Source organism: Pseudomonas sp. IPO3778, assembly GCF_013386825.1.
GTDB lineage: Bacteria > Pseudomonadota > Gammaproteobacteria > Pseudomonadales > Pseudomonadaceae > Aquipseudomonas.
In genome coordinates, this window is sequence record NZ_JACARC010000011.1 from 1 (window position 1) to 15,604 (window position 15,604).

Here is a 15,604-nt window from a genome sequence, read left to right on the forward strand (position 1 = left end):
GTGAAGAACCAAAAAAAAGCCCCATCACACCGGACGGGGCTTTCACATTCCAACTCAATCGCAGTGCTTAGAAAACCACACCCTGACTACGCAGGTAATCGTCATAAGTACCGCTGAAGTCGATCACCCCACTTGGGCTCAGCTCAATAATCCGGGTCGCCAGCGACGACACAAACTCCCGGTCATGGCTGACAAAGATCAGCGTGCCCGGATAGTTCTCCAGCGCCAGGTTCAGCGCTTCGATGGATTCCATGTCCAAGTGGTTGGTCGGCTCATCCATAATCAGCACGTTCGGCTTTTGCAGGATCAACTTGCCGAACAGCATGCGGCCTTGCTCACCACCGGAAATCACCTTCACCGACTTCAGGATCTCGTCGTTGGAGAACAGCATGCGGCCCAAAGTACCGCGAACCACTTGCTCGCCTTCCTTGGTCCAGCGGCCCATCCAGTCGAACAGGTTGGATTCGTCTTCGAAGTCCGAAGCGTGGTCCTGGGCGTAGTAGCCCAGCTCGGCCGCGTCGGTCCACTTCACAGTGCCCGCGTCCGGGGTCAGTTCGTTGACCAGGGTACGCAGCAGAGTGGTCTTGCCAATACCGTTCGGGCCGATGATCGCCACGCGCTCGCCGGCTTCAACCTGGAAGCTGAAGTCCTTGAACAGCGGCTTGCCGTCAAAGCCTTTGGCCATGCGATCGACGATGACCGCCTGGCGGTGCAGCTTCTTGGTCTGGTCAAAGCGGATGAACGGGCTGACGCGGCTCGACGGCTTGACTTCGGCCAGCTGGATCTTGTCGATCGCCTTGGCGCGGGAAGTGGCCTGCTTGGCTTTCGAGGCGTTGGCCGAGAAGCGGCTGACGAACGATTGCAGCTCGGAGATCTGGGCTTTCTTCTTGGCGTTGTCCGACAGCAGTTGCTCGCGGGACTGGGTCGCCACGGTCATGTATTCGTCGTAGTTGCCCGGGAACAGGCGCAGCTCGCCGTAGTCCAGGTCGGCCATGTGGGTGCAGACGCTGTTCAGGAAGTGACGGTCGTGAGAGATGATGATCATCAGGCTCGAACGTTGGGTCAGGATGTTTTCCAGCCAGCGGATGGTGTTGATGTCCAGGTGGTTGGTCGGCTCGTCGAGCAGCAACACTTCCGGATCGGAAAACAGTGCCTGGGCCAGCAACACGCGCAGCTTCCAGCCTGGCGACACTTCGCTCATCGGGCCGTTGTGCTGCTCGATGCCGATACCCAGGCCCAGCAGCAATTCACCGGCGCGGGATTCGGCGGTGTAGCCGTCCATCTCGGCGAAGTCGGTTTCCAGCTCGGCCACGGCCATGCCGTCGTCTTCGGTCATTTCCGGCAGCGAGTAGATGCGGTCGCGCTCGGCCTTGACCTTCCACAGCTCTTCGTGACCCATGATCACGGTGTCGAGCACGCTGAATTCTTCGTAGGCGAACTGGTCCTGGCGCAGTTTACCCAGGCGTACGTTCGGCTCCAGCATGACCTGGCCACCCGATGGGTCGAGGTCACCACCGAGAATTTTCATGAAGGTCGACTTGCCGCAACCGTTGGCACCGATCAAGCCATAACGGTTGCCAGCGCCGAACTTGACCGAAACGTTCTCAAATAGCGGCTTGGCGCCGAACTGCATGGTGATGTTAGCTGTGGAGATCAATTACTTTACCTATCAATAGCTTGAGGTGCGCTAATTTGGGCCGGGCCCATTTTGGGGCCCAGGCCAACGGGCATACGTCGGCAGCGACAGCCAGGCGTGGGCCCAGTCGCTGAGCAGAAAAATGGGGTGCATGTTGGAATTTGGCGCGCATTGTCGCATATGTCAGGCGGGAGTTGTATGGCGCTGCGAGGATGGATTCACCCGAGTCTCCGGCATCGCCAGCCACAACAGCCCCAATGCAACCGCGGCCACACCCGCCAGGGTCAGGAAAGCCGCGTTGTAACCCGCCCACTGCACGACAAAACCCGCCAGGCTGCTGCTCAGGGCCGCTCCCAGGCCGAATACCGTGGACAGCGCCCCCAGGCTCACATTGAAGCGCCCGGTGCCCTGGGTCAGGTCTTTGACAATCACTGGAAACAGCGCGCCGAACACTCCGGCCCCGACCCCGTCGAGCATCTGTACCGCAACCAGCCAATAGGGGTCATTGGACAGCGTATACAGCACGCCCCGCAGGGGCAGGATCATGAAGCCGGCGAGCAGCAGTGGCTTGCGCCCCCACACGTCGGCCTTGACGCCCACCAGCCAGGCCACCGGCACCATCACCAGTTGGGCCGCGACAATACACGCCGAGGTCAGTGGCGTGGCCATCTGCAGGTTGATCTGCGACAGCTTCTGGCTGACCAGCGGCAACATCGCCGCGTTGGCCAGGTGAAACAGCGCGCAGCAGATGGCAAACAGCAGCAGAGGTTTATTCGCCAGCAGTACGGACATTCCCGAAGGTTGTTCGTGTTCGACGCCGTGGGCAGGGTCGAAGCCCCGCGCCACGTCGTGGTCGATCGCCTTGGCCGACACGCAACTGACCGCAATCACACTGGATACCGCCATCACCGCCATCAGATAGAACACCGCCACCGGGCCAAACAGATAAGCGAACCCGCCGGCGAGGAGGGCCGCCACCGCGTTGCCTGCGTGGTTGAAGGTTTCATTGCGGCCGGTGCGGCGGGTGAAGGCGCGGGGGCCGGTGATGCCAAGGGAGATCGCCGAGATGGCCGGTGCGAACACCGAGGCCGCCGCTGCGCTGGCAGCCTGGGTCAACGCTACCAGGCTGAAAGAACTGACGAAGGGCAGGGCCAGGCAGCAGGCAGTCACCAACAGCGCGGCAATCGCAATCACCGCCCGCTTGCTGCGGGTTCGGTCAATCAGCGCCCCGGCGGGTGTTTGCGTCAGCAGGGCCGCGATGCCGGCGAGGGTCATGACCACGCCGATGCTGGCGGGGTCCCAGTGATGCACGGCCAGCAGGTAAATCGCCAGGTAAGGCCCCAGCCCGTCACGGACATCCGCGAGGAAGAAATTCAGGCTGTCCAGGGACAAGGTATTGCGCAGGTCAGAGCGAGTGGCCATGGCAGGTCTTCGAGCAAGAGGTCGGTAGCGATAGTGACCCGTGGCGTGAAGGGATAGTTCTGGCGTCTGAGTCGATCCCCGGCGCTCTCAGAGGTAGAAACATCTACAACGGTGGGATAATTGCATCGAAAAATAGCGCAAACCAACGTTTTCTCAGTGAATTTTATGGTTAACAGTTGAACATCCAATAAACGTGGCTTATTTTTCGTCCGTTCGCCCTACAGCGACGGCTCTTTACCGGTTCAGGGATGGCGAGGCTGTTGGTGTAGGGCGAGCTTCCTTTTTCGCAACAATTAGAACGTTTTGGAGACGCAAATGGACGTGCTGTCAGCCCAAGAGGCTATCTCCAGCAACAAGCACGCCTGGAACGAATCCGCCAGGCTGCACAAAAACACCGCCAACTGGAAAGCCTTGCTTGAGGATGTCGCCAAGCCCGGTTTCTCGCGCCTGGATCCGACCTTGACCGCATTGCTGCTCAAGGTCGGTGTCAATGGCAAGGATGTGGTGCAACTGGGCTGCAACAATGGCCGTGAAAGCCTGTCGTTGTTCGGGTTGGGCGCGCGCACGGTGGTGGGGATCGATCAGTCTGAAGCCTTTCTGCAACAAGCTCGCGAACTGGCCGAGGCTTCGCCCCACAATGCCGAGTTCATCGAGGCCGACATTCACCATTTGCCCCGCGGGCTGACCGAACGCTTTGATATCGCCTTGATCACCATCGGCGTGCTGAACTGGATGCCGGACATCGCGCTGTTCATGGCCCACGTCGCCAGCAGCCTGAAGCCCGGCGGCAGCCTGGTGATCTACGAAACCCATCCGTTCCTGGAAGTGTTTGACCCGACGGCGCCCAACCCGATGTTGCCGGCGAGTTCGTACTTCCGGCGCGAGCCGTTCGTGCAGCAAGAGGCCATTGTCTACGAGGGCGATACCGAAGGTGTTGCGGCTGCCTCCTATTGGTTCGTGCACACCCTGGGGCAGATCGTCAGCGGGGCCATCGCCGCCGGGCTGCAGATCAGCCATCTGCAGGAGTTTGCGCACTCCAACCGCGAGGCGCTGTACGACCCGTATGAAAACCAGCCGGCGCAATTGCCGCTGTGCTACACCCTCACCGCCATTAAACGCCCGGCCTGACTGGCTGCCAGGCAGGCAAAAAAAAGCCCGCGAGGACGGCGGGCCAAGGTGTTCACTGGAGTAGGTAGCCTTCACCCTATAGGTGGAGAAGTGAAGGCCATGTGAAAACCATGTCGCAGGAACGGATGGCCCCTCCGGTCAGCCTCTGCGGACGAAGGTCCGCATGGTTTGCCCCGGGCCCGTGCTGAAACGGGTGGGCCGGGGCATGCCTTCGTCGGCGGCAATAAACACGAAATGGTCACCCTCCAGCTGATAACTGGCCGGCAACTGCTTGCCGGCATCATCGCCCATGGAGTCTACCCAGGTAATGCTCTTGGGCGTGGTAGCAGGGTCCAGGGTAAAGCTGCCCGCCAGCAACACCTCGCCGCCAGGTGTAACGACCTTGAACTGGCTGCCGCTGATGGTGGTGATGGCGCCGGGCGCGCTGTGCTCATCGGCAGGGTTGAGTACGCCACTGTCTTCCAATGCGGTTTGTTCCCAGGTTCCCTGGAGCGCGTGGAGATCATCCTTTGAAACATACGTCATACAAACTCCTTTTTGATTAAAAACGGCCAGTCAATGCCCTGGGTTAGCCATGTCTGAAGGATTAGCTGAACCGATTTTGTGAGAATTGTCTGAATTCTTAATATTGTGTCCGAATTTTCCTAATAGTCTCGGGTAGTTAAGGCTATTTTATGCCCAGCTTCAGACACGGATGTTTACAAGCTGGTCTACGCTCAGCGCATCGGGAATGACCCCTAAGTATCTGAATGAAAACAATCTTCAATTATGTGGGACTTTTCCGGGGTCGGGGTGGTCCGATGACCATCGTTAGACCGTATGTGTTGTGTGTCGAGGGCGTTGTCCCTCTTTTTCACGCGGTTATTCAGCATTTCATGAATATGTGCGGCCGTTGACTGTCGACTTTTTTAAGGTGCATCCGTTTTGAATAAAACTCCTCGGTTCCAGGCTCATACAGCATCGGATGAAATTGATCTGTTTGAGTTGTGTCACGGCATCTGGCGGCAAAAAAAATTAGTGCTTGGATGCACGATTCTGGCGGGTGTCCTGGGCGTTGGGTATGCATTTCTGGCACCGCGGGAATATCAAGTCAGCAGCGTGCTGCGTCCCGCCGCCATCAACGAACTGGATGCGCTGAACCGCTCCGAAGTCTATAAGCTGCCCCCGGCCGATGCCCTGAACAAAGTGGGGGCACAACTGGACTCCTACGAAGCCCGCCTGGGGTTCTTCAAATCCCATGAGGAGCTGTTCAAGGCGGTCCAGAAGCCCGGGCAAAGCCTGGAGCAGAGTTTCGAAGAGTTCAACCGCAACTCCATCAACCTGAGCCTGCCTGACCCGAAAAAAGCCGACTCCCTCAGCAGTTATATCCGGCTTGAGTTGCAATACCCGAAAGACATCGATGGTGTGGCGATTCTCAACGGTTTTGTGGATTACGCCATCAATTTGGAACGTGCCCAGGTCGGTGCAGACCTGAAGGTGATCGTCAATAACCGCCTGAACGAACTCAAGGGCAAGATTGACGCGGCGCGTTCCAACTACGAAACCGAAAAGGAATCGAAGATTGCCAAGCTGCTTGAAGCCGACAGGCTTAAGCGGGCCCAATTGGGGGACGAGTTGGTTGCCCTGCGCTTACAGATGAAGATGGAGCGAACGGACCGGCTGCAGGAGCTGGCCGAGGCCATTTCCATCGCCAAGTCGATGGGCATCAAGACACCGACGACCCCCTCGTCGATGGCGGATGCCTCCCGTGGTGGCTCGAATCAAGTGATGCGCACCGAGGTCAATAATCAGAAGATTCCGCTGTATTTCCTGGGTACGGAGGCGCTTGAGGCGGAGCGCACGGCCTTGCAGGCGCGTACGAACGACGACTTTACCAACAGCCGCATTGCACAAATTGGTAAAGAGTTGCAGATGCTCGAGGTTAACCGCGAAGTGGAAGTGCTGAAAAAGCGCGGTAATGAAGACATTTTCTTGCAGGATGTTGAACCGTTACGCGCGGAAGTCGCGCGGTTGCGGGGTCTCAATATCGACATGAGTGGCCTGAAACTGGTCACCATTGACCGCCGTGCTCAGGAGCCACTGGAGCCGATCAAACCTAAAAAGGTACTGGTCATCGTGTTGAGCCTCATTGTGGGCTTGATGCTGGGTGTAGTGACGGCGTTGGGTCGCCAATTAATCCTGGGTCGCCGTGAAGCCGTGCCTTATTCGCTGCAGGATGACCCTCGACTCTCTCAGCGTCCACGCAAGGATGACGAACCGCACATTTAAGGCCGACAGCCTTCGGGCTTGCCGCCAGGCAAGTCCGCTCCCGCTCTTACTCGCACAGTCAATGGACACCTTTTCACAATTCTTGATTAACCTTTGGTTACAAAGTGTGGCTAAAATAGCTATCAATGGCCATGACCGGATTGTCACCCAGCCCGTCGTGTTGCCTGTTTGTGAATTGTGATTTCAGGTGCTGCATCTTCAATCCTCGGCCGTCGTGGGCACGCAGGAGCAGCCTGTTCTCTTCTGACTTGTGACGAATACCTTGAAACTCATTATTGTTGCTCTCTACGTTCTCTCTATTGCGTACGTTCACCTGCGTGGCCGGGTGCGACACAAGCTGGGCCGTCAGCTCAGCGATCACTCGACCTTCCTGGCGCCGGTGAACTGCTTTCTCTACCTGTTTTCCAAGCTGCCCAGCCGACCCTACCTGTCCCCCAGTGACTTTCCAGACCTGAGCCCGCTCCAGGAACATTGGGAAGAGATTCGCCTGGAAGGCCAGAACCTGCTGCGCGCCGGCGAGATCAAGCGCTCTGACCAATATAACGACGTGGGTTTCAACTCGTTCTTCAAGTCGGGCTGGAAGCGCTTCTATTTGAAGTGGTACGGCGACAGCCATCCTTCGGCGATGAAGCTGTGCCCGCGCACCACTGAACTGGTGCAAAGCATCGGTTCGATCAAGGCCGCGATGTTTGCCGAGCTGCCGCCGGGCTCCAAGCTGGTACGCCACCGTGACCCTTACGCCGGTTCCTACCGTTACCACCTGGGCCTGGACACGCCGAATGACCCGGGCTGCTACATCAACGTGGACGGTGAAAACTACTTCTGGCGCGACGGCGAGCCGGTGATGTTCGACGAAACCTTCATCCACTACGCCGAAAACACCACGCAGCAGAACCGCATCATTTTGTTCTGCGATATCGAACGCCCGATGAAGTACCGCTGGGCCGCTGCCTTCAACCGCTGGTTCAGCCGCAACGTGATGGCGGCGGCCGGTTCGCCCAACGATGCCGGTGACAAGACCGGTGGGTTGAACCGCGCCTTTACCCGCCTGTACAAGATCCGCCTGCGGGGCAAGGAACTGAAGAAACGCAACCGCGCGCGTTACTACCTGGAAAAGTGGGCGATCTTCGCCGGCTTGGCGCTGATCTTCATCCTGATCTGAATCTCTCAGCGGAGCGCATCAGCCTGGCGGATGCGCTCCCAGCTTGTCCCACATCTTCTTGCTGATTTTCTGCCGGTTGGCATAGCCCGCCCACGGGTCCTTCGTCATCCCCTGCAAGCGTTCATGCAGATTGGCTACCGTCCACTGCTGGGCGCCGTGCAAACGCTTCAACTCATCGCGACTCACCGGCACCGACACCGGCAGGCCCGGCCGCGCGCGCACCGAGTAGGCCGCCACCGTACTGGCGCCTCGGGCGTTGCGCAGGTAGTCGATAAAGATCTTGCCGACGCGATTTTTCGGGCCGGAGGTCGCGGTAAAACGTTCCGGCAGTTGTTGGGTCATGAACTGGGCGATCGCTTTGGCAAAGGCTTTCACCGTGTCCCAATCGTCCCGGCGCGCCAGCGGCACCACCAGGTGCAGGCCTTTGCCGCCGCTGGTCTTGACGAACCCATCCAGCCCCAACTCATCCAGCACTGACAAGGTCAGTTGCGCCGCCTCCACCATGCTTTTCCACGGCAACGCCGGGTCCGGGTCAAGGTCGAGCACAAACAGGTCGGGGGTTTCGATCTTGTCAGCGGTGGCGCCCCAGGTATGTAGCTCAACGGTGCCCATTTGCACGGCACCGATCAGCGCGGCCGCGCTGTCTATCTCCATCAGCCGTGCATGGCCCGGGTCCAGGGCCTGGTCCAATTGTTTGATATGCGGAATCGCCAGGCGCTCGGCATGCTTCTGGAAAAACGGCTCGCCCGCGATACCTTCCGGCGCCCTCAGCAAGGACACGGGTCGGTGGCGTAAAAAGGGCAGGATCCACGTGCTGATGCCCTCGTAGAACTGCGCCAACTGAAGTTTTTGGGTGCCGCTTTGAACGTCGATGACCCGGTCGGGATGGGTAACCCTGACGCCCGCCACGGCGCCGGTTTCAGCGGTCTTTTTGCGCGGTTTTTCCTTCAGCGACTTGGCCGCCCGCGGCTGCTCGTGAACGATCTGCTCCGCCGGCTTGTCGCTGCGCAGCCCGACAAAGGCTGCCTGGCGCACCACGCCTTCGCGGGTCCATTCGGCAAAGTGCACTTCGCCCACCAACTGCGGTTCAACCCAATGCACGCCTCGCGCCTGGGCACTGGTCAGCGGTTTGGCCAGTGGTGAAGCCTCGCGCTCCAGCGCCTTCAGCTGTGCGCTGATTTTTTTCAGCGCAGCTTGATCAAACCCCGTTCCCACGCGCCCGGCATACACCAGGCCGGTCTCGTCATTGACGGCCAGCAACAGCGCGCCAAACCCGCTGCGTGAACCCTGCGGGCGAGTGAAACCGACGATCACGAACTCCTGGCGCAGCCGGCACTTGAGCTTGACCCAGTCCGGGCTGCGGCTGGAGACGTAAGGGCTGCCGGTCCGTTTGCCGATCACGCCCTCCAGGGCCAGGTCACAGGCGCTTTCGAAGATGTCCCGGTGGTTGGCGGCAAAGGATTCGGAGAAGCGCAACAGCTTGCTTCGGCTGCGGGCCAATGCGTCCTTCAGCGCGGCGCGACGTTCTTCCACGGGCGCCTCCCGCTGGTCGCGGCCCTGGAGAAACGGCGCGTCAAACAGGTAATAGACGATGTCCAGGCTGCGGCCGATATCAAAGGCGTTTTGCAACGCCTGGAAGTCCGGCAAACCCTCGGCGTTCAGGCTGACGACCTCGCCGTCGAGCCAGCTGTCCTTGAGTTTCAGGGCCTCCAGGGCCTTGGCCTGGCGCGGCAGGCGATCGGTCCAGTCATGGCCATTGCGGGTGAACAGCCGCACCTCACCTCCTTGAATGCGCGCGAGGATCCGATAGCCGTCGAATTTGATCTCGTAGACCCAATCGCCGTCCGGCGCACGGTCCACCAGTGTTGCCAACTGTGGCGTGAACTGGTCGGGCAGGGCGGTTGAAAGTTTGCGGGTGGTTTTCTTCGGTGCTGCGGGCTTTTTCGCACGTCCCACGGTCGCATCGCTCAGCACGCTTTTCGGCTCGGCCTGGACCACATCGTAGTCAGCCACCGGGCGCGCCTGTTGATCGTTTTCCTTGATCAGCAGCCATTGCTCCTTATCGCCGCTGCCCTTGAGGCGGGTACGCACCAGCGTCCAGTCGCCGGCGAGCTTTTCGCCGATCAGGGTGAATTTCAGCTTGCCGGCTGCGTAGGCTTTGCGCGGGTCGTCGTGGGGTTGCCACACGCCGCGATCCCACACGATCACATCGCCGGCCCCGTATTGACCGGCCGGGATGCTGCCCTCGAAACTGCCGTAGCCCAAGGGGTGGTCTTCCACCTGTACCGCCAGGCGCTTCTGGCTCGGGTCGAGGCTCGGGCCCTTGGGCACCGCCCAGCTTTTGAGCACGCCATCGAGTTCCAGGCGCAAGTCGTAATGCAGGTTGCGTGCATCATGTTTTTGAATCACGAAGGTTAACGCCTGCGCCCGGTTCCGGCCGCGAGGCGCGCTGCCGGCAGGTTCGGCGGTTACCTCGAAGTCGCGCTTGGCGTTGTATTCACTCAGGGGCTTGGCCATGGCGGTCTACCTCATGAAGCCTTGCGGGATTTTTTCGCGGCGGGTTTCTTCGCCGGGCTTTTACCGGCCAGGCTGCGTTTGAGCAGTTCCGTCAAATCAATCACGTCGGCAGATTTGCGCTCATCCACGCCCTCGCCGGATTCCACGTCTTCGATCTTGCCGGCCTTGGCCTTCTTCGCCACCAACGCCATGATCTTGTCCTGGAAGCTGTCGCGGTACTCGTCGGGCTGCCAGTCGGCGCTCATGTCTTCCACCAGCCGCTTGGCCATGTCCAACTCGCCCTTGGCCAGGGTCGGCTTGGTCACGCCGCTGCCCAGTTCCAGTTCGTCCAGGCCACGCACTTCGGCGGGCCAGCGCAGCATGACCAGCACCAGCGCCGACTCCAGCGGCATCAGCGCTGCCAGGTGTTGCTTGGTGTGCAGCACCACGTTGGCCAGGGCCACCTTGCGGGTTTTTTTCAGGGTTTCCCGCAGCAGCGCGTAGACCTTGCCGCCGCGCTTGTCGGGCGCCAGGAAGTAGGGGGTGTCAATGTTCTGCAGCGGGATTTGATCGCTGGCCACAAACGCGATGATTTCGATGGTCTGGGTGGACTTGGGGTGGGCCGAGCGAATTTCGTCTTCGCTGAGGATCACGTAGCGGCCTTTCTCGTAGGCCACGCCCTTGACGATATTGTCTTTGGTGACTTCCTTGCCGGTGGCCTTGTTGATGCGCTTGTAACCCACCGGGTCCATGCTGCGCTTGTCCAGCCAGTCGAAGTCGACGCCCTGGGAGGACGTTGCCGAGACCAGCGACACCGGGATGTGCACCAAGCCGAAACTGATTGCGCCTTTCCAGATAGCCCTTGGCATGTCGATTTTCCTGCACGGTGTGAGTCTTCAGGTGACACGGCAGGTTCGGCAAAAGTTTCCCTGGATAGCCGGTTGGCGGTGGGGTTTTAGACAGATCGTGTTACACCTAATGAGAAACTATTTAGTTACCAAAGCCGAACCCAAGGCGTAGCGTGTTATCGAAAGCACGTATTACTCGCGCCCAGAGAGGCTTTGTCATGAACACCCGTTTGCGTAACCTTGCCGTATTGACGTTGGGCCTGGCCTTGAGTTCGCTGGCACAGGCGCAAAACCTGCCTGGCAGCAACAACCCCTACAACGGCCCGATTCACCAGGCCAACCCCAACAGCATGCAGGGCACCCAGCCCAACGCGCCGGCTGCGCGGGGCACCTTTATCCCGCCGGCCCAACGGCCGCCCACCCTGCAAAACGGCGGCATCGGCAACAGTGTCCAGCGCCGCGACGGCGCGCAGACCCCGCCGGCGATCCAGCCCAAAGCCCCCACGCGCGACGCCAATGGCAATCGCGGCGATTGAGTGTGTAAAGACGACAAGGAAACCCACCGTATGTTGCTACGTAAAACCCTTCTGGCGACCTTCTGCGCCGCTGCCTTGCTGCCTCTCGCGCTGCCCGTTTCGGCCGCCGACACCCAACAATTCCCCAGCGAACAGGGGAGTATCACCGTCACCCCGATCGCCAAGGGCCTGGACCACCCGTGGGCGGTGGCGTTCCTGCCGGACAAACAAGGCTTCCTGGTCACCGAGCGGCCCGGGAACCTGCGCTTCGTCAGCCCGGACGGCAAGCTCTCTGCGCCGCTGACTGGCGTGCCGAAGGTGTTTGCCAAGGGGCAGGGCGGCTTGCTGGACGTGGTGCTGTCGCCAGACTTCAAAGAGGATCGCCTGGTGTATCTGTCTTACGCCGAGGGCGGCGGCAAGAATGGCACCGCCGGTACGGCGGTGGGGCGCGGGCGCTTGAGCGATGACCGCAGCGGCCTCCAGGACTTCAAGGTGATCCTGCGCCAGGAGCCCAAGCTGTCCACGGGCAATCACTTCGGCTCGCGGCTGGTGTTTGACCGCGACGGATACCTGTTCGTGACCCTGGGAGAGAACAACGATCGGCCCACCGCCCAGGACCTGGACAAGCTGCAAGGCAAAGTGGTGCGAATCTTCCCTGACGGCCGTGTGCCGGAAGACAACCCCTTCGTGGGCCAGGAAGGCGTAAGGCCGGAGATCTGGTCCTACGGCCAGCGAAACCCTCAAGGCGCCGCACTGAACCCCTGGAGCGGCACGCTGTGGGAAAACGAACATGGCCCCCGTGGTGGAGATGAAATCAACATCATCGAGCGTGGGAAAAATTACGGCTGGCCGCTGGCGACCCATGGCATTAACTATTCCCTGACGCCCATTCCGGAGGCGAAGGGCAAGACCGCTGAAGGCACTGTGCCGCCGCACCACGTCTGGGAGAAATCCCCGGGGGTGAGCGGCATGGCGTTCTACGATGCCGACCGTTTCAAGGCGTGGCAGCACAACGTGTTTATTGGGGCGCTGGTGAGCCGGGAGTTGATTCGCTTGCAGTTCGATGGTGACAAGGTCATCCACGAAGAGCGTCTGCTGGACGGCTTGAAGGCGCGAATCCGCGATGTACGCCAGGGACCGGATGGCTACCTGTATGTGCTGACGGATGAAGATAACGGTGTGTTGTACCGGGTGGGGTTGAACCAAGACTAGCGGACACTGCAAATACCCCTGTGGGAGCGGGCTTGCTCGCGAAGGCGGTGTGTCAGTCGCTGAATTGGTTGACTGAACCACCGCCTTCGCGAGCAAGACCGCTCCCACACAAGCCCGCTCCCACAGGTGCGCAGCGTCAGGCCTACAACCCCAGCTCCGACAAGCCCGGATGCTCATCCGGACGCCGCCCCAGCGGCCAGTGGAACTTGCGTTCGCTTTCCTTGATCGGCAGGTCGTTGATGCAGGCAAACCGGTTCGCCATCAACCCATTCTCGTCAAACTCCCAATTCTCGTTGCCGTAGGAGCGGAACCAATTGCCGGAGTCGTCATGCCATTCATAGGCGTAGCGCACCGCAATGCGGTTGCCGGTAAACGCCCACAATTCCTTGATCAACCGGTAATCCAGTTCCTTGGCCCATTTACGGGTCAGGAAACCCTTGGCTTCTTCGCGGTTATGGGCGAACTCGGCACGGTTGCGCCATTGGGTATCCAGGGTATAAGCCAGGGATACCCGTTGCGGGTCCCGGGAGTTCCAGCCGTCTTCGGCCAGGCGGATCTTTTCAATCGCCGATTCGCGGGTGAAGGGCGGCAACGGTGGGCGTATTTCTGCGTTGGTTGACATGGGACGGCTCCTGAACACGTTGAAGTAACAGTGGGGTCAAAGTTGCAATAAGGTTCGCGCCATGGCGTGCGCGTTATCAGCAGCGGTTAAATCGCCCATCACCAGGGCGACGGTAATGGCGCCATCCATCAGGATCAGCAGGTACGCGGCCTGGCGTTCCGGCTCGGGGGTGCCATGTGCTCGACACAGTTCGAGGGCGTACTCGAACAGTTTCTGTTTATGGGCCTTGGCCAGCAGGCGCACGGGGTCTTGCGGGTCGCCGGTTTCGCCGCTGGTGTTGATGAAGGCGCAACCGCGAAAGTCGTCGGAGCCGAACCAGGTCTTCAGTGCACTGAACAGGCCCAACAGCCGCTCGCCGCTGGTTGCATGGCGTTCCACCTCGGTGCGCAGCCAGTGCATCCAGCGTTCGTCACGGCGTTGCAAGGCAGCGATCACCAGTTCGTCCTTATTGGCAAAATAGCGGTAGACGCTCTTTCGAGAGACGCCGGCGGTCTTCACCAGAAGGTCCATGCCGGTGGCGGCGATGCCGTTCCGGTAGATCAACTTTTCGGTAACGTCGAGGATGATGTCGCGAGTAATATCGTTCATGTTAACCACAGTAGAACGATCGTTCTCCTTGGTCAATTAATTATTTTTAACTCTGGGCGGGAAGACCTGAGCCACCCCATGGTGTAAGCTCTCGAGTCCTTCGGATTCGACCCCTTGCGAGCCCTATGCCGTCGTTATTCAAACGTTCCCTGTTGCCCAAGCTGCGCGGTTTTCCTATCGCTCCCGACGCTATCGAGGTGCTGTCCGGCGCGGCCGAGTACCGCCGCTGCCTGCTGGAGAAAATTTCCCAGGCTACCCAGCGCATCTACATCGTGGCGCTGTACCTGCAGCAGGATGAGGCGGGGCAAGAGATCTACGACGCGTTACACGCCGCCAAGGCCAAACGGCCCGGGCTGGATATCGTGGTGGTGGTCGACTCGTTGCGGGCCCAGCGCGGCTTGATCGGGGCCGGCAAGCAACCGGGCAACAGTGCCTGGTACCAGGCCATGACCGAGTCCCACGGCACCCAAGTGCCGATTTACGGTGTGCCGGTGCAAACCCGCGAACTGTTCGGCGTGCTGCACCTCAAGGGCTTTGTGATCGACGACAGCGTGCTGTACAGCGGTGCCAGCCTGAATAACGTGTACCTGCACAAGTTCGACAAATACCGTTATGACCGCTACCACCTGATCCACAACAAGGCCCTGGCCGACTCGATGCAGCACCTGGTGGAGCACGGCCTGGTGGCCGCCAAGGCCGTGCATCGCCTGGACCTGCCCAACCCACCGACCACCCGCAGCCTGCGCAACGACATCGGCGACCTGCGCAGCCGCCTCAAACACGCGGTGTACGACACCACGGCGGGGCAGTTGCCCAACGGCAACCTGTCGGTCAGCCCGTTGCTGGGCGTGTGCAAGAACAACCCCCTGAGCCGGGTGATCTGCGAACTGATCGCCAGTGCCCAGCACCAACTGACCATCTGCACGCCGTACTTCAACCTGCCGCTGCCGGTGACGCGGGAAATCAACCGCGCCCTGGCGCGCGGGGTGAAGATCGACATCATCGTCGGCGACAAGACCGCCAACGACTTCTACATCCCGCCAAGCGAACCGTTCAAGGTCATCGCAGCGCTGCCCTACCTTTACGAAATCAGCCTGCGACGCTTTGCCAAGCGCCACCAGCGCATGATCGACAGCGGCCAGTTGAACCTGCACCTGTGGCGCGACGGCGACAACACCTATCACCTCAAGGGCATGTGGGTCGACCAGCGCTACACCTTGCTGACCGGCAACAACATCAACCCGCGAGCGTTTCGCCTCGACCTGGAAAACGCCTTGCTGATCGATGACCCCAAGGGTGAATGGGTAGGGCCACGGCGTACTGAACTGGCACAGATTTTCCAGCACACCACGCGTATCGAGCGCTATCAGCAGTTGGAAACACTGGTGGAGTACCCGGCGGCCGTCGGCAAGTTTTTGCGCCGGGTCAGCCGGGTGCGGATTGAGCGGTTGCTTTACCGTATTCTGTAAACCTCAGGTCGGTTGCCCGGCAGCCGGCCAACGACTCAAGCACTGCACCCGATTCGACACTTGGGACTTTGCCTATTCGCCGGACGTTATTCGCCTTGTAGTTTCTCTGTTGACGGTTCTTAAGGACGGGAACTCTTGCCATTTTCATCGGTGAAGAGAACTTAACGTGTCGATAAACGTATCAAGCAATACCGCAAGAACCCCCAGCGCGCCTTCGGCCCCGGTGCAGACCCCGCAG

The 15,604-nt window shown here is 60.1% G+C and carries 13 protein-coding genes; 6 read left to right on the forward strand and 7 right to left on the reverse strand.

All coding sequences use genetic code 11. The features are described from left to right. Positions 1–67 precede the first annotated feature (67 nt). Positions 68–1,657: an ABC-F family ATPase gene (locus HX855_RS03245; protein WP_088426621.1), complete on the reverse strand. Its 1,590-nt coding sequence runs from the start codon at positions 1,655–1,657 to the stop codon at positions 68–70. A 162-nt stretch (positions 1,658–1,819) separates the two neighbouring features. After that, on the reverse strand, positions 1,820–3,058 hold the full coding sequence (locus HX855_RS03250) for an MFS transporter (RefSeq protein WP_177084875.1): 1,239 nt from the start codon (positions 3,056–3,058) through the stop codon (positions 1,820–1,822). A gap of 315 nt (positions 3,059–3,373) precedes the next feature. On the opposite strand from HX855_RS03250, the gene HX855_RS03255 reads away from it, so the two are divergent. After that, positions 3,374–4,186, forward strand: a complete 813-nt coding sequence (locus tag HX855_RS03255; RefSeq protein ID WP_177084877.1) for a bifunctional 2-polyprenyl-6-hydroxyphenol methylase/3-demethylubiquinol 3-O-methyltransferase UbiG — start codon at positions 3,374–3,376, stop codon at positions 4,184–4,186. 138 nt (positions 4,187–4,324) lie between these two features. On the opposite strand, the gene HX855_RS03260 is transcribed toward HX855_RS03255, so the two are convergent. After that, the gene (locus HX855_RS03260; RefSeq protein ID WP_177084879.1) at positions 4,325–4,711 is read right to left on the reverse strand and encodes a TIGR03067 domain-containing protein; all 387 of its coding nucleotides are present in this window, start codon (positions 4,709–4,711) and stop codon (positions 4,325–4,327) included. A gap of 399 nt (positions 4,712–5,110) precedes the next feature. Here HX855_RS03260 and HX855_RS03265 point away from each other — a divergent pair, with 399 nt between their 5' ends. Both HX855_RS03265 and lpxO read left to right on the forward strand, forming a co-directional pair. Then, positions 5,111–6,454, forward strand: coding sequence for an LPS O-antigen chain length determinant protein WzzB (locus HX855_RS03265; RefSeq protein WP_177084881.1), 1,344 nt, complete (start codon positions 5,111–5,113; stop codon positions 6,452–6,454). A 262-nt stretch (positions 6,455–6,716) separates the two neighbouring features. Next, positions 6,717–7,616: a lipid A hydroxylase LpxO gene (lpxO, locus tag HX855_RS03270; protein ID WP_177084883.1), complete on the forward strand. Its 900-nt coding sequence runs from the start codon at positions 6,717–6,719 to the stop codon at positions 7,614–7,616. An 18-nt stretch (positions 7,617–7,634) separates the two neighbouring features. Here lpxO and ligD read toward each other — a convergent pair whose 3' ends face one another. Further along, complete coding sequence (gene ligD / locus HX855_RS03275) at positions 7,635–10,133, reverse strand: DNA ligase D (protein WP_177084885.1); 2,499 nt, start codon at positions 10,131–10,133, stop codon at positions 7,635–7,637. Between the two features lie 11 nt (positions 10,134–10,144). Further along, on the reverse strand, positions 10,145–10,981 hold the full coding sequence (locus HX855_RS03280) for a Ku protein (RefSeq protein WP_177084887.1): 837 nt from the start codon (positions 10,979–10,981) through the stop codon (positions 10,145–10,147). 197 nt (positions 10,982–11,178) lie between these two features. Between HX855_RS03280 and HX855_RS03285 the strand changes: the two genes are divergently transcribed. Both HX855_RS03285 and HX855_RS03290 read left to right on the forward strand, forming a co-directional pair. Continuing rightward, positions 11,179–11,496 (forward strand): hypothetical protein, encoded by a 318-nt coding sequence (locus tag HX855_RS03285; RefSeq protein ID WP_177084889.1) that lies wholly within the window; start codon positions 11,179–11,181, stop codon positions 11,494–11,496. 30 nt (positions 11,497–11,526) lie between these two features. Then, positions 11,527–12,687, forward strand: a complete 1,161-nt coding sequence (locus HX855_RS03290) for a PQQ-dependent sugar dehydrogenase (protein ID WP_177084891.1) — start codon at positions 11,527–11,529, stop codon at positions 12,685–12,687. 142 nt (positions 12,688–12,829) lie between these two features. Here HX855_RS03290 and HX855_RS03295 read toward each other — a convergent pair whose 3' ends face one another. Both HX855_RS03295 and HX855_RS03300 read right to left on the reverse strand, forming a co-directional pair. Then, a complete protein-coding gene (locus tag HX855_RS03295; RefSeq protein ID WP_177084893.1) occupies positions 12,830–13,309 on the reverse strand; it encodes a nuclear transport factor 2 family protein in 480 nt (159 codons plus the stop codon). Positions 13,310–13,345: 36 nt separating this feature from the next. Continuing rightward, positions 13,346–13,897, reverse strand: coding sequence for a TetR/AcrR family transcriptional regulator (locus tag HX855_RS03300; protein ID WP_177084895.1), 552 nt, complete (start codon positions 13,895–13,897; stop codon positions 13,346–13,348). 125 nt (positions 13,898–14,022) lie between these two features. Here HX855_RS03300 and pssA point away from each other — a divergent pair, with 125 nt between their 5' ends. Further along, positions 14,023–15,366 carry a CDP-diacylglycerol--serine O-phosphatidyltransferase gene (gene pssA, locus HX855_RS03305; RefSeq protein WP_177084897.1) on the forward strand — a complete coding sequence of 448 codons (1,344 nt, stop codon included), beginning with the start codon at positions 14,023–14,025 and terminating at the stop codon, positions 15,364–15,366. Positions 15,367–15,604: the final 238 nt, after the last annotated feature.

Bases quoted from the DNA above. Each gene is read 5' to 3' on its own strand.
- HX855_RS03250 (WP_177084875.1), bottom strand. From the start codon at position 3,058: ATGGCCACTCGCTCTGACCTGCGCAATACCTTGTCCCTGGACAGCCTG.
- HX855_RS03255 (WP_177084877.1), top strand. From the start codon at position 3,374: ATGGACGTGCTGTCAGCCCAAGAGGCTATCTCCAGCAACAAGCACGCC.
- HX855_RS03260 (WP_177084879.1), bottom strand. From the start codon at position 4,711: ATGACGTATGTTTCAAAGGATGATCTCCACGCGCTCCAGGGAACCTGG.
- ligD (WP_177084885.1), bottom strand. From the start codon at position 10,133: ATGGCCAAGCCCCTGAGTGAATACAACGCCAAGCGCGACTTCGAGGTA.
- HX855_RS03280 (WP_177084887.1), bottom strand. From the start codon at position 10,981: ATGCCAAGGGCTATCTGGAAAGGCGCAATCAGTTTCGGCTTGGTGCAC.
- HX855_RS03285 (WP_177084889.1), top strand. From the start codon at position 11,179: ATGAACACCCGTTTGCGTAACCTTGCCGTATTGACGTTGGGCCTGGCC.
- HX855_RS03290 (WP_177084891.1), top strand. From the start codon at position 11,527: ATGTTGCTACGTAAAACCCTTCTGGCGACCTTCTGCGCCGCTGCCTTG.
- HX855_RS03295 (WP_177084893.1), bottom strand. From the start codon at position 13,309: ATGTCAACCAACGCAGAAATACGCCCACCGTTGCCGCCCTTCACCCGC.
- HX855_RS03300 (WP_177084895.1), bottom strand. From the start codon at position 13,897: ATGAACGATATTACTCGCGACATCATCCTCGACGTTACCGAAAAGTTG.
- pssA (WP_177084897.1), top strand. From the start codon at position 14,023: ATGCCGTCGTTATTCAAACGTTCCCTGTTGCCCAAGCTGCGCGGTTTT.